The sequence below is a fragment of the Stutzerimonas stutzeri genome (genome assembly GCF_002890915.1).
GTDB lineage: Bacteria > Pseudomonadota > Gammaproteobacteria > Pseudomonadales > Pseudomonadaceae > Stutzerimonas > Stutzerimonas stutzeri_AF.
The window spans coordinates 20,788-33,083 of record NZ_POUT01000014.1 but is presented as its reverse complement, the minus strand read 5'-3'; the positions used below and the strand labels follow the sequence as shown (position 1 = coordinate 33,083).

Here is a 12,296-nt window from a genome sequence, read left to right as displayed (position 1 = left end):
CGGTCAGAGCGACGGAGTCCAGGTCATCGCGAACAGCAGGGTACGTCCGGCTTCGCGATACCCGTAGTTCCGTGACGGATCGAACCAGTTGGGCCCATCGGGGCGATCATAGGTTGCCAATGCATAGTCACGATCGAACAGGTTGTTGACCTTGGCCTCCCAACGCAGCTCCGGATGGCTCTGCCAGGCGGCGCGCAGGTCGAATACGCCATAGCCGGACAGCTCGCGGCTATTCGCGGCATTGTCGTAGCGGGTGCTGGAGATATGCCAGCCAGCCCCGACCGACAGGCTGGCGAAGGTCCGGTCGAGGTCGACGCTGAGCGTGCGTTTGGCGCGGCGCGCCAGAACATGGCCACTGTCCCGGTCGCGCGGATCGATGATGCTCAGGCCAAGGCTGGCCTGCCAACCCAGCAGCTCGCGCGCCGCGCTGGCCTCGAACCCGTTGATCCGCGCATGGCTGACGTTCTCCATCCGGGTTCCACCCCAGGCGATCATGTCTTCCACGTCGGTGCGATAGAGCGAGGCTTCGAGCAGGGTATCGTCCAGCTCGGCGCGCCACTGCAGCTCGTAGGTCTTCGAGGTCTCCGGCTCCAGGTCCGGGTTGGGGCCCCAGGCCGGCGGAGCATAGAGGTCGGTGAAGGTCGGCGCGCGGAAGCCCTCGCCATAGCTCAGAATCCAGCGCTGCGACTGGCCGACCGGCAGGCTGAACGCCGCGTTCCAGCTGTTGTGGCTGCCGAACTGCTGGTTGTCGTCGTGGCGCAGGCCCAGCTCGGTGCCAAAGTGCTCGCCCTGGAAGCTGTGCTGGGCAAAGAAGGCCAGGTTGTCGCGGCTGTCTTCCTGATAGGCCGTGGTGGCGTCCAGGCGGTCTTCGTACCAGTCGCTGCCGAGGCTCAGCTGCTGGCGCTCGTCCAGTTGCAGGCGGTTGATCCAGGCGGCGGAATGGCGGGTGGTCTCCAGCAACCCATCGTTGTAGTTGGAGCCGACCGCACGGTTGCGGTCGAAACTGCGGCCCAGCTCCAGACGGCTGTTCCAGATAGGGGCCAACTGGCCGTCCAGGTAGCCGCTGTAGCTGCTGAGGCGAAACTCGTCCTGCGGCGTGCCGGGGGCGAATTCGTAAGCGTCGTCGTACTCGTTCTTGCCGCGCTGATCGTTGAGGCTCAGGCCGGCTTTCCAGTCGGCGTTCAGCCGATGATCCAGCTTCAGGTGCAACGCCTTGCTGCGCTGGCCGTCGTCGTCGCGATCGGCGCCGCGATTGTCGCGGGTGATGTCGAAGCCGTCGCGCTCGTCGAGGCTCGCGCCCAGGTGGACGCGGGTCCGCTCGGTTCCGGCTGCCAGGCTCAGGCTGCGCTGGAAGGTCTGGTCGCTGCCGGCGGCAAGGCGGAGCTCCGGGGTCAACCCCGGCTCGCCGCTGCGGGTGAAGATCTGGATGACGCCACCAATGGCATCCGCGCCATAGAGCGACGAGCGCGGGCCGCGGATCACTTCGACGCGCTCGATATTGTCGATGGCCAGGTAATCGAGACGGGCGAAGCCGCTGGTGGCCGAGGCAATGCGCTGGCCGTCGACCAGCACCAGGGTCTGCGCCGTGCCGGTGCCGCGCAGCGATAGCGATGGCAGGCCGCCGGCACTGCTGATCTGCACGCCGGGCACGCGGCGCAGCAGCTCGGGCACGCTGCGCGCCTGCAGGCGCTCGATGTCGGCGCGGGTGAATACGGCGTTGGCTGCCGTGGCCTGGGCGCGGGGTTCGGCCTGGCGGGCCGAGGTGATGAGCATGCTCGGCAGCTCCTGCTCGGCATCGGCGAACACCTGGGCGCCGGGTAGCAGCGCTACGGCCAGGGCGAGACGGGACAGTTTCATTCTTGGAATTCCTCAAAAGATCGCAGACTTTTGAGGAGGGCAGGAACAAGCGCGGGGATGACGGGCAGCAGCGCTTGACGGTGCTGCCCTCCGCAACACCAGTCGAATCCGTCAGGCCGGTCTCCGGGCTTTCGACGCGCATCGCGCTCGCCTTCCCATGTCGGAACACAGTGGCTGTCGAGCGGACGGCGATCCCGAGGATCGCAGTCGATTACCGTTGCGGGGGCAGCGCCGGCCTTGCTCCTGCGAGCGCACCGGCTTCCCGTTTAATGCGGACCTTGCGGTCGTGCACACCTGGGCGGATAAGAAAACGCGCGAACCTTACGGCCGGGCGCGGGGAAACACAAGTGGATGACGCAAAGCAGCGGGCCTCCACCGAACCTGTGGGCGCGCCCTCGCGGCGATGCAGGCCGCAGACCTGCCCGAGCGGCGACAGGTCCTACGACAGCCCTCCGACGATGCGTAGCGCGCTCTGGCCATTGCCCTGGCGCTGCACCTGGATCTGCACCGGAATGCGCTCGTGCATCTCGGCCACGTGGGAAATCACCGCCACCTTGCGCCCCTGCGCCTGCAGCGAGTCCAGCGCGTCCATGGCGATCTGCAGCGACTCGGGGTCGAGGCTGCCGAAGCCTTCGTCGATGAACAGCGACTCGATCCTGAGCTTGCTCGACGCCATCGAGGCCAGGCCCAGTGCCAGCGCGAGGGAGACCAGGAAGGTCTCGCCGCCGGACAGCGAGTGCACCGAGCGCAGTTCGTCGCCCATCTCGGTATCCATCACCAAAAGCCCCAACGGGCTGCCGCCGCGCTTGAGCCGGTAGCGCCGGGCCAGCTGGCGCAGCTGCACGTTGGCGTGCTGCACCAGCAGGTCGAGGTTGTAGCCTTGCGCGATCTTGCGGAAGGCGCCGCCGTCGCTGGAGCCGATCAGCGCGGCGATACGTCCCCAGCGCTGCTGCTCGGCGCGCGCCTCGTCGATCTGCGCCAGCAGTGCCTGGCTCTGGCTGCGGCGCTTGTCGTCGTCGAGCAGCACGGCGCGGGTTTCGGCGCAGCGCTGCTCGGCCTGCTCGCAGCGCTGCAGCTGTTCGGCGTGGTCGTGTTGCAACTGCTCGGCATCCGGCGCCTCGGCCTGTTGTTGGTGGTGGCTGGCCAGCCGGCCGAGGCAGCCGTCGAGGCGCTCGCGGCAGCGGGTCAGGGTTTCGGTGTTCTGCTGCAGGCGCTGGCGCGCCTCGGCCAGTAGCGCGTCGTCCATCTGCAGCAACTGGGCGAGGGTGGCATCGTCCAGCTCCGGATGGGCGCTGCGCCAGGCGGCCAGTTCGGCCTGCAGCGCCTCGTGCTCCTGCGCCAGTTCGGCGTGGCGCTGGCTGCAGTTGTCCTGCTCGCTCTGCAGGCGGGTCAGGCCGAGCTTGCTGTCGTTGAGCTGGCGGTCGATATCGATCTGCGCCTGGCGGGCGGCCTGGATGGCGGTGTCCAGTTGCTGTTGCCAGGCGCTGGCGCTGGCCTGTTCGCCGAGGCTGGTGCGCAGTGCCTGCCGGCAGGCCAGCAGCAGCTGCTCGCGTTCGGCCAGGCGTATCTGGCTGCTCGTCTGCTTCTCTTGCCGATGGCGCTGCTGCAACTGTTCGTCACTCAGGCGCTGCTCGCACTGGCGCAGCTCCTCGGCCTGCTCGGCCTGCGCCTGCAGCTGTTGCAGGCGCGTCGCGACATCGGCGTCCAGTTGCATGAAGGTCTGTGCCGGATCTTCGCGCCAACGCGACAGCCGTTCGGCTGGCAGCAGCCCGGCGAACGCCTTCAGTTCCTCATCGAGCTGCTGGCCGTCGCGGGCGAGGGCGTCGCGCTGGCGGGCGAGCTGCTGGGTCGCTTCGACACAGACTTCGCGTGCCGCCTGCCAGGCCTGTTGCAGGGCTTCGCTGCGTTGTTGCAGGGCGAGCAGCTGTTGCTGGCGGCCGCTGGCGGCGGTGATCTGTTCCCTGAGCCGATCCAGTTCGCGTTCCAGCCATTGCGAGCGCTCCGCTTGCGGCTGCCGGAGCAGCTGCGCATGCGCAGGCAGGGTCTGCAGGCGTGGCGCCAGGGCCTGCAGTTGCGCCTCGACTTCGGCCTGGCGCTGCTGCGTCTGGCGCAGCTGGGTAGTGAGCGTGACGTGTCGATCGCGCAGTTCCTGCAGGCGCAGGTCTTGGGCCTGCAGCGCCTGGCGGGCGCGCTCGGCCTCGCCGTCGTCCTGCTGGTCGAGGCCGGCGAGCAGCGCATCGGCCTGGTGCCAGGGGTGCTCGTGGCTGCCGCAGACCGGGCAGGGCTCGCCGGGGATCAGCGCGGCGCGCAGCGCCTCGACGTTCTCGCTGCGCGCCAGGCGCTGGCGTTCGAGCAGGGCGAGGGTGACCTTGAGTGCCTGCTCGGCGGCATCGCGCTCGGCGCGCACCTGCTTGCCCAATGGCACCAGGCCGTCCAGCTCGGCCTGCTGCCCGCCGTGGGCATCGGCCAGCTCGCGTCGGCTGGCCTCGAGCGTCAGTTGCTGCGCCCAGAGTTGCCCGAGCGTTTCGCTTTCGCGTTCGGCCTGGCGCCATTCGTCCAGTTGGCGATGCAGCTGGGCAAGCTGTTCGGCCAGCCCGACTTCGCTGCCGCGCTCGCGTTGCAGCGTGTCGAGCGCCTCGCGGGCCAGATTCTGTTCGGTTTCGGCGGCCTTGGCCTGCGCCGCCAGCGCGGGAAGTTCGCGCTGGCCCTGCTGCAGGCGTGCGGCCAGTTGCACCGCCTGTTGCAGACGCGGACGGTAACCGCCCCAGGCGGCGCAGAGCGGCTGCAGTTCAGCACTCGCTTCGAGTTGCCGGGTCAGTGCCGCGTGCTGTTCGGCGACGCGCTGCTGGCGTTCGACGAGCTGTCCGAGCGCCGCCTCGCCGGCACGCGCGTCGGCCTCGGCCCGGGCGCTTTCTTCGCGGATCGTGGTCAGGTCGGCGTTCAGATGGCTCAGGCGTTCTTCCTCGCGGCGCGCCTGGGCGAGCCGCGGCTCGGCGGTCTGGCGGGTCTGTTCGGCCGAACGCAGCTGGTTGCCGGCCGCGTCGCATTGGCCCTGCAGTTCGGCGAGACGCTGCTGCAGGCTTTGCTCCTCGCGCTGCAGGCGAGCCAGGCTGTCGGCGGCCTTGCCCAGCAGCGGATCGAGCTCCTGCTGGCGGAGGAAGCGATGGCGCTGCGGTGCGAGCTGCTCGAACAGCTCGAGAATGCGCCGGGCTTCGCCCAGGCTCTCGTGCTCGTCTTCGGCGTCCTGCAACTGCTGGCGGGCGGCAGCGCGCTCGCCCTCCAGGCGCTGCAGCTCGGTGAGCCACTGCCGCTGGGCTTCGAGTGCCTTGAGTTGCTGCTGCAGGGCTTTCAGGTCGTCGAGCTGGGCCTGGTGCTCGTGTTCCAGCGTCGTGCGCTGTTCCGGCTCCAGCGGCTTTAGCCCGCCGGCCTGCTGCTCCAGGCGAGCGAGGTTTTCCCTGGCCTGCTTGGCGGCCTCGAAGGCGGCCTGGCCGAGACGGCTGTAGAGGCCGGTGTCGGTGAGCTTTTCCAGCAATGTGCCGCGCTCGTTGTCGTCGGCCTTGAGGAAGGCGGAGAACTCGCTCTGCGCCAGCAGCACGGCGCGGGTGAACTGCGCCAGGGTGAGGCCGAGCCGGGCTTCCAGCAGCTCCTTGAACTCGCGCTTCTTGCCGCTGGCCAGCACTTGCCCGCTGCCCAGCTCGGTGAGGCTCTGGTTGCTGGCCTGCAGGCGCCCGTCGAGCTTCTCGCGCGCGCGCTTGACCTCCCAGCGGGCGCGATAGCGGCGGCCATCGATGCCGACGAAATCCACCTCGGCATAGCCGCTGCCACAGCCTCGGCGCAGCAGGTTGCGTTCGTCGCCGCCGCCGATCTCGGTATCGAGATCGGGCACCTTGTTCAACGGCGAGACGTTGTCCAGCCGTGGCGTGCTGCCGAACAGCGCCAGGCACAGGGCGTCGAGGATGGTGCTCTTGCCGGCGCCGGTCGGCCCGGTGATGGCGAAAAGACCTGCGCTGGCCAGGGGCTCGGCGCTGAAATCGATGACCTGCTCGCCGGCCAGCGAGGCGAGGTTCTTCAGGCGGATGGCGAGGATCTTCATGCGTCACTCTCCTCGCTGGCAAACTCGACCCGTTGCAAGAGCGTGGTGAAGTCGTCCAGCGCCTGGTCGTCCGGCGGGTTGCCGAACTGTTCCTCCCAGGCGCGGGCGAACAGTTCCTGCGGGGCGATCTGGTCGAGGCCGAGCAGCACCTGCGACTCGCTTTCGCCACGCCTACCGGCATACTCGCTGGCGATGCGCACCAGGCGCGCCGCCTTGCCGGCGAGCGCGGCCTCGATACGCGGGCGCAGGTCCGGCAGCGGTTCGTCGAGCAGCACGCGCACTTCCAGCCAGGGCAGGTTGTCGTCGAACAGGCCGGTCGGCGGCAGGGCTTCCAGCGCGGCGATCACCTCGGCCAGTGGCGCGCGGCCGATGCGGAGCATCTCCACCGCGCGCGGCACCGGCAGGCTTTCGACACCTTTGAGCTGCTCGCCCTCGAACTCGACCAGCAGCACCTGATGCGGATAGTTCACCTCGGCGAAGGACAGCGGCAGCGGCGAGCCGCTGTAGCGGATGCGCGATTGCCCGGCGACCTGCTGCGGCTTGTGCAGGTGGCCGAGGGCGGCGTAGGCGATGGCCTCGGGAAACAGGCTGGCCGGCAGCGCCTCGGCGTTGCCGATGACGATATTGCGCTCGGAATCCTCCGATACTGCGCCACCGGCCATGTGTGCGTGGCTCAGGGCGACCAGCGCCTGGCCGGGCTGGCGCACGGCTTCGGCGGCGGCGATCAGCCGCTCGTGCACCTGGCGGATGCCGGCCAGGTAGTCGTCGCCGGCCTCGCCGCCGGTGACTTCGGCCGGGCGCAGGAAGGGCAGGGCGAGGCACCAGGCGGCGACCTTGCCGCTGGCGTCGTGCAGCGGCAGCAGCAGGCGGTCGTGGTCGAGCTGGCCATCGGCGATCCAGCCGATGCGGCCGACGGCATGGGCGTTGAGGCGCTTCATCAGCGGCGCCGGCAACTCGATGCGCCCGCCGGAGTCGTGGTTGCCGGCGATCATCACGATATCCAGCTGCGGGAGTCTTTCGTGGGCACGGACGATGAAGTCGTACAGGCGCTCCTGCGCCTTGAGCGGCGGATTGACCGTGTCGAACACGTCGCCGGCGATGAGCAGGGCGTCGGCCTGCCGGGCGACCAGCTGGTCGAGCAGCCAGTCGAGGAACTGCGCGTGCTCATGGTCGCGGTCCTGGCCGTGGAGGGTCTGGCCGAGGTGCCAGTCGGAGGTGTGGATCAGGCGCATTCGCTAAGGGCTCTTGGTGAGCGAAGGGGGCGCTGCGGCAGCGGGCCGGTGCGCTGTTCGTTGGGCTGAAATGTTCGCCATGACAAATGACAAGGATCTTCGTGGCCGGTCGTTGCGTATTGCTGATACGCGAACTGTACCTTCCGCCGGGGCGGATGGGGTGCAGACACGCACCTGTGCATTCCGATTGAGTGCTCGATGGTGGCGTGATGCGGGTTTGCCTGCCGACGGCAGGGTACCGTCGGCGGCCCCGGTCGCTATGGCAGCGGGCTGGCTGCCGCCGTCAAGTACTGGTGCAGCTCGGCTGGCGGCAGCGGCCGAGCGTACCAGAAGCCCTGGCCGAAGGCGCAGCCTCGCTGGCGCAGGTAGTCCAGCTGGGCGGGGTGTTCTATGCCTTCGGCGACAACCTGCATGCCGGCACTGCGCGCCATGCTCAGGATGCCTTGGACGATAGCCTGATCGACCGGGCTGTCGGGCAGCATGGCGATAAAGCAGCGGTCGATCTTGATTCGGTCGAACGGCAAGCTCTTGAGCAAGGCCGGCGAGGAGTAGCCGGTACCGAAGTCGTCCATTGCCATCTTCACGCCGAGTTGCTTGAGTGCACCAATGCTGCGCGCAGCCTGGTTCAGGTCATGGAGGGCTGTGCTTTCGACGATTTCCACCTCCAGGCGTTCTCCCGGCAGGCCGCTTTCTGCCAGCGCCTGCCGGACCGAGGCAAGGAAGTCATCACGCAGGAGGGTGTCTGCGCAGATGTTGATTGCCACCGGCACATCGAGAAGACCGGCATCGATCAGTGTGCGGTTGTCCCGGCAGGCCTGGCGCACCAGCCAACGGTTGATAACCGGCATCAAGTCGTATTCGGCTGCCAGCGGCAGGAAGCGTTCGGGCGGAACCAGCCCCGCATCGCCGTCGCGCCAGCGCAGCAGAGCCTCCAGCCCCGAGGGACGGTGGGTTTCGTTCAGTTCGAACTGCAACTGGTAGTGCACTTCCAGGTGGCCGCGCTCTACGGCCCGACGTAACCGGGAGACGGTCTTGTACACGTGCTCCGCCCGCTGACGTAATTCGCTGCGGAAGAAGCGCAGGATGTTGCCGCCCTCGGCCTTGGCCTGATGCATGGCCAGGGTGGCGTCGTGCAGTAGCTTTTCCGCGGTGGTAGCGATGCCCGAGTGGATGGCGATGCCTAGACTGGCTTTCACCTCCAGGCATAGCCCGCCGGCTTCGAAGGGCTCGTCGAACAAGCCACGCAGTCGATCACCGAGCAGGCGGGGCAATAGGCGTCCTTCCGGTAGCGGGGATGCCACGACGAAACGATCACTGTCCAGCCGGGCAAGCAAGTCGGTGTCGCGCAGGTTATGGCGCAGGCGTTCGACGACCATGACCAGCAGGCGGTCGCCGGCCTCCTGGCCATGGTTGTCATTGACCTCTCGAAAGTTGTCCAGGTCAATGCAGATCAGCGCCAGCTGCCGCAGATCGTGTTGGCTGTAGGTCATCATTCGTTGCAGGGCTTGGCAAAACCGGGTGGGCGTGGGCAGGGGTGCGGCGGCTCTTGGTTCCTGGCCACCGTGCCCGTAAATCTGGAGGGGGGCGGGGGCAATGTCTCGGATGATGCTGACGGCGCTTATCAGCGACAGGTCGAGCGCCGCTTCCGTTGGCGCCGGGAGCTGTGCGTGACGGCTGGGGAGTCTGGCGGGCATGCTGGCGTCCTCCGGGGTAGGCGGCATACCGGGTGCTCGACCGTCGGTATCGCATGTGCCTAGTAAATCTGCCGGCAGGGGCCGCGTACATATGTAATTGGTCCTAGTCGGATGGTCTGAGACGACGCGTCCGTGCGGGGCCGGCCACATGGTTTGCGGGAAGAGCTTTAAAGGCGGATCACGGTGCGTCCGCGCAGGACTGTCTCGCCGTCGTGTTCCGGCAGGTCAGGGATACTGAAGGACAGCAGCCGCAGGGGTGGGATGATCATCGCCTCGCTGGCTGGGCCATCGCGGTTGTACTTGCGTTGTAGGCAGACGTGCAGGAGCAGGCGGCCGTCCTCCGGCCGGCTGTCGTCGAGGCGCAGGTGACCGTAGGCGGTGCCACTGGTTGCCGGCAGCCGCTGCCAGCTACCTGGTCCCGGCGGTGGACAGTCGCCGTTGCGCCACTGTGCGGGCAGCCAACTGGCTTCGACGACACGCGAAACTTCGCGGTCGATGGCAGCGACATAGTCGGCAGGGGCTTGGGCGGGATTCACCTTGATCGCCGCCCGTGCCGCATCGGCACTGATCTCCTTGAAGGAGAGGGTGAGCAGCAGTGGAAGGCTGTAGGCCAGGATGGCGTAGAAGGTGACGAAGAACGACACGAAGAGCGCCGCGAATTCGATGGCGACCGCGCCGAGCTGGTGTTGCCGACTGGACATGGGAATAGCTCTACTGGGCATGGGGTTACCTGACCAGCCTGGGAATGCCGCAGCTCAGCGCGTGGAGCTCGACATCGGTACGGCCGAGTTCCAGACCAAGGCCGGCCAGCAGGCTGCTCAGGGCACTGCCGACCAGGTCGAGCAGCGGCTCCAGCAGCTGCACGACGGGGGTCAGCAGCTCGGCCAGCAGTGGTTGCACGGTATTGCCGAGCAGGTTCTGCAGCAGCCCCAGCACGCTGCCCAGCAACCCGTCGAGCAGGCCGCTCTGGCTGTTTTGCTGAAGGGACTTGACCAGTTCGCCGCGTACGCAGGCGGCGGCTTTGTTGGTGCCGGAGCAACGGTTGCCGACGTTGCTGCGCCATTCCTGCATGACCGTCTGGGTGCCCAGCCCAAGCAGGCCTCCCGGGCGATCCCAGTCGAAGCCGTCGTGTTCCAGGCGTTCGCGTATCCGGTTGAGGTCGGCGGATGAATACTGGCCGGCCGCCGTGGGCTGTAGCGCCGCCAGAGCCAGATAGCTGTCGGCCACGTCCGCAGCGGCGTCTGCCAGCAGCTTGTTGCGACTGCTGGCGTTGGCCTTGAGTTTCAGCAGCTCCAGCAGTTCCCGGGTCAGGTCCGCGACAAGGGTGCCGATGGGCAGGTGGTTGACCTCGGTCGAGACGGTCTCGCCGACGGTCAGCGTCACGTCCTCGTCGTTCGCCGGCAGGATGGGCAGGACGATCTTGCCCGGAACGGACAGGCCGGGCAGTCGGATCAGGGTTTCGTCGGCAACGTTACTGGCGCAGCTTGCCCGGGTGGCCCAGAGGGCGTCGTCGGGCATCCTGCCCACGCAAAGATTGCCTAGCTGCGACTGCATCCGGATGCTGGCCGTTGGCTTAGGCGCCTGGCAGTCGACGGCGTCCAAGGTGCCGGTCGAGCTGACCAGGTCGAGGATGATCGGCAGCTTGATGCGAATGCCGAGCAGGCTGGTGAGCGGCCCAACCAGAGTGGCGCCGTCGGTGTCGACGTTGACCAGGACGCGGATCTGGGCGTTGAACGCCGTGGTGCCCACCGGGCCGACCCCAATGGAGGGTGGTTCGACGATGCCGGCCTTGACGGTCGCCAGGCCAAGCAGGCTGATCTCGTCCACCTTGAGCGCCCGCTGTTCCTCCGGCAGGCCGAGCAGCAGGCTTGTCTTGAGCAGGTCACCCAGCTTGACCCGGGTATCCAGTGCCGGGCCGACCTGACCGTCCGGAGTCGACTCGATGGACAACAGGCCGGGGGTGTCGGGGGTTCCGAGTAGCCTTACCCGTATATCACGTAGTATCGGGCTGCGCAGAATGTCCTGGCGCAGCAGGGCCAGCTTGGCCTTGAGCACCGAGTCGGAAACCACCTGCAACGACAGATCCAGCAGCTCGTCGAGGCCAAGCAGGCCGATGCGGGTATCGACTAGCTCGACCAGGCCCTGGGGCGACAGGGCTCTGAGCTGATCGATGCCAAGGTCGACGCCCAGGGCGTGCAGCAACCCGGCCGGGGCGACGGCGACGTTGGCCAGCCCTTCGGAGTCGAGCACGCTGAGGGTCCGTGGGTCGAGGCCGGCGGCGGCCAGCAGTCGACCAAGCAGTTTGTCGCCGTCCAGGCGCAGCAACTGGGCGCCGACGCTGAAGCTGGCGCCGGGCTCGCTGCGCTCGGCCACGGCGCTGGCGCCCAGCGTGATCCACTCCGGGCTGCTGGGGGAGAACAGCACGGAGGTACGCATCACCAGGCTGCTCGGCACTCGCCGCGTCACCTCAACGCGGACGGCGCGGCCGTTGGCGGCAGGCACGGCGTTGCGCAGGCCGCCGGCGGCTTGCAGGGTCACGCACTGGACGGTCAATGTATGCCCCTCTGCGCCAGTGGAAAAACCGTTCCGCCCGGCGTTCTCGCTGGCGTATTGCAGCGCCTGTGATGACGCAGCCGCGCAATCGCCCTGCGGCAGACGCGTGATGGCTTCCAGGGCTGCGCTGTCCGCCAGTTTCTGTAGACGGCGCTTTTCCAGGAATAGGCGACCACTGTCGAGCACCAGCGCGAGGAAGCCTAGCGCTAGCAGCAGAACGAAGGCCGACAGAATGCTGAAGGCGCCTCGTTGCCTACCGGGAAAGCCATGGTCGTTGGGGCGGCGCATGGGGGAGGGTCCTCGTCTGGCCGGTGGATGGGCAAGCTCGGGAGGGATCAGCGGATGCGGATGCTGGCTTCGCCGCGGATTTCCTCGGGTAACTGCGGCACTTCCCAGCCGAGCAGGGAGAGCGGCGGCAGGATGCTGCGTGGATTGTCGTGGCGCAGGCAGACGCTCCACAGGTCACCCGTGACCCGCAGCGGACCGTCTGGGTAACCCCTACAGGAGGCGAACCAGTCGGCGGGCAGCCAGGAGTCAGCGATGACCTGACGGACGCGAACCTGCTGGCTGGCCTGCAGGAGGATGGGGTCGCCCAACTGGATGTCCTGATGGCGAATGGCTTCGCGCAATGCGTCGGCCGCCACTTCTTGGTAGGTGGCGGCGAGCAACAGCGGCATGCTGTAGCCGACCAGACCGTAGAACAGAAGAAAGAGCAGGGCGAAGAAGAAGGCGAACTCGATCGAGGTGGCGCCGGATTGTGTCCTGAGCGACTTTTTATTCACCGTGGCATACATCCGTGCGAGCGATATTTCCATGTAATGAACTATATGATCCTTGCTCGGCGGGCGCGATGTAAATAATTACTTG

7 protein-coding genes and 1 riboswitch are annotated in these 12,296 nt (G+C 67.5%); all 7 genes read right to left on the bottom strand.

Annotated features, from left to right (window positions below):
* Positions 1-3: 3 nt before the first annotated feature.
* A complete protein-coding gene (locus CXK94_RS19215) occupies positions 4-1,857 on the bottom strand; it encodes a TonB-dependent receptor domain-containing protein (protein WP_102895511.1) in 1,854 nt (617 codons plus the stop codon).
* Positions 1,858-1,954: 97 nt separating this feature from the next.
* Positions 1,955-2,171: riboswitch (cobalamin riboswitch) on the bottom strand.
* Positions 2,172-2,296: 125 nt separating this feature from the next.
* A complete protein-coding gene (locus tag CXK94_RS19210) occupies positions 2,297-5,950 on the bottom strand; it encodes an AAA family ATPase (RefSeq protein WP_102895510.1) in 3,654 nt (1,217 codons plus the stop codon).
* Complete coding sequence (locus CXK94_RS19205; RefSeq protein WP_102895509.1) at positions 5,947-7,182, bottom strand: exonuclease SbcCD subunit D C-terminal domain-containing protein; 1,236 nt, start codon at positions 7,180-7,182, stop codon at positions 5,947-5,949. The genes CXK94_RS19210 and CXK94_RS19205 overlap by 4 nt, the downstream gene beginning before the upstream one ends.
* 257 nt (positions 7,183-7,439) lie before the next feature.
* Positions 7,440-8,876 (bottom strand): putative bifunctional diguanylate cyclase/phosphodiesterase, encoded by a 1,437-nt coding sequence (locus CXK94_RS19200; RefSeq protein ID WP_180984453.1) that lies wholly within the window; start codon positions 8,874-8,876, stop codon positions 7,440-7,442.
* 167 nt (positions 8,877-9,043) lie between these two features.
* Positions 9,044-9,577 (bottom strand): TadE/TadG family type IV pilus assembly protein, encoded by a 534-nt coding sequence (locus CXK94_RS19195; RefSeq protein ID WP_256046176.1) that lies wholly within the window; start codon positions 9,575-9,577, stop codon positions 9,044-9,046.
* A gap of 25 nt (positions 9,578-9,602) precedes the next feature.
* Positions 9,603-11,717, bottom strand: coding sequence for a pilus assembly protein TadG-related protein (locus CXK94_RS19190; RefSeq protein WP_102895506.1), 2,115 nt, complete (start codon positions 11,715-11,717; stop codon positions 9,603-9,605).
* Positions 11,718-11,764: 47 nt separating this feature from the next.
* On the bottom strand, positions 11,765-12,244 hold the full coding sequence (locus CXK94_RS19185; protein WP_256046175.1) for a TadE/TadG family type IV pilus assembly protein: 480 nt from the start codon (positions 12,242-12,244) through the stop codon (positions 11,765-11,767).
* Between the last annotated feature and the right edge of the window lie 52 nt (positions 12,245-12,296).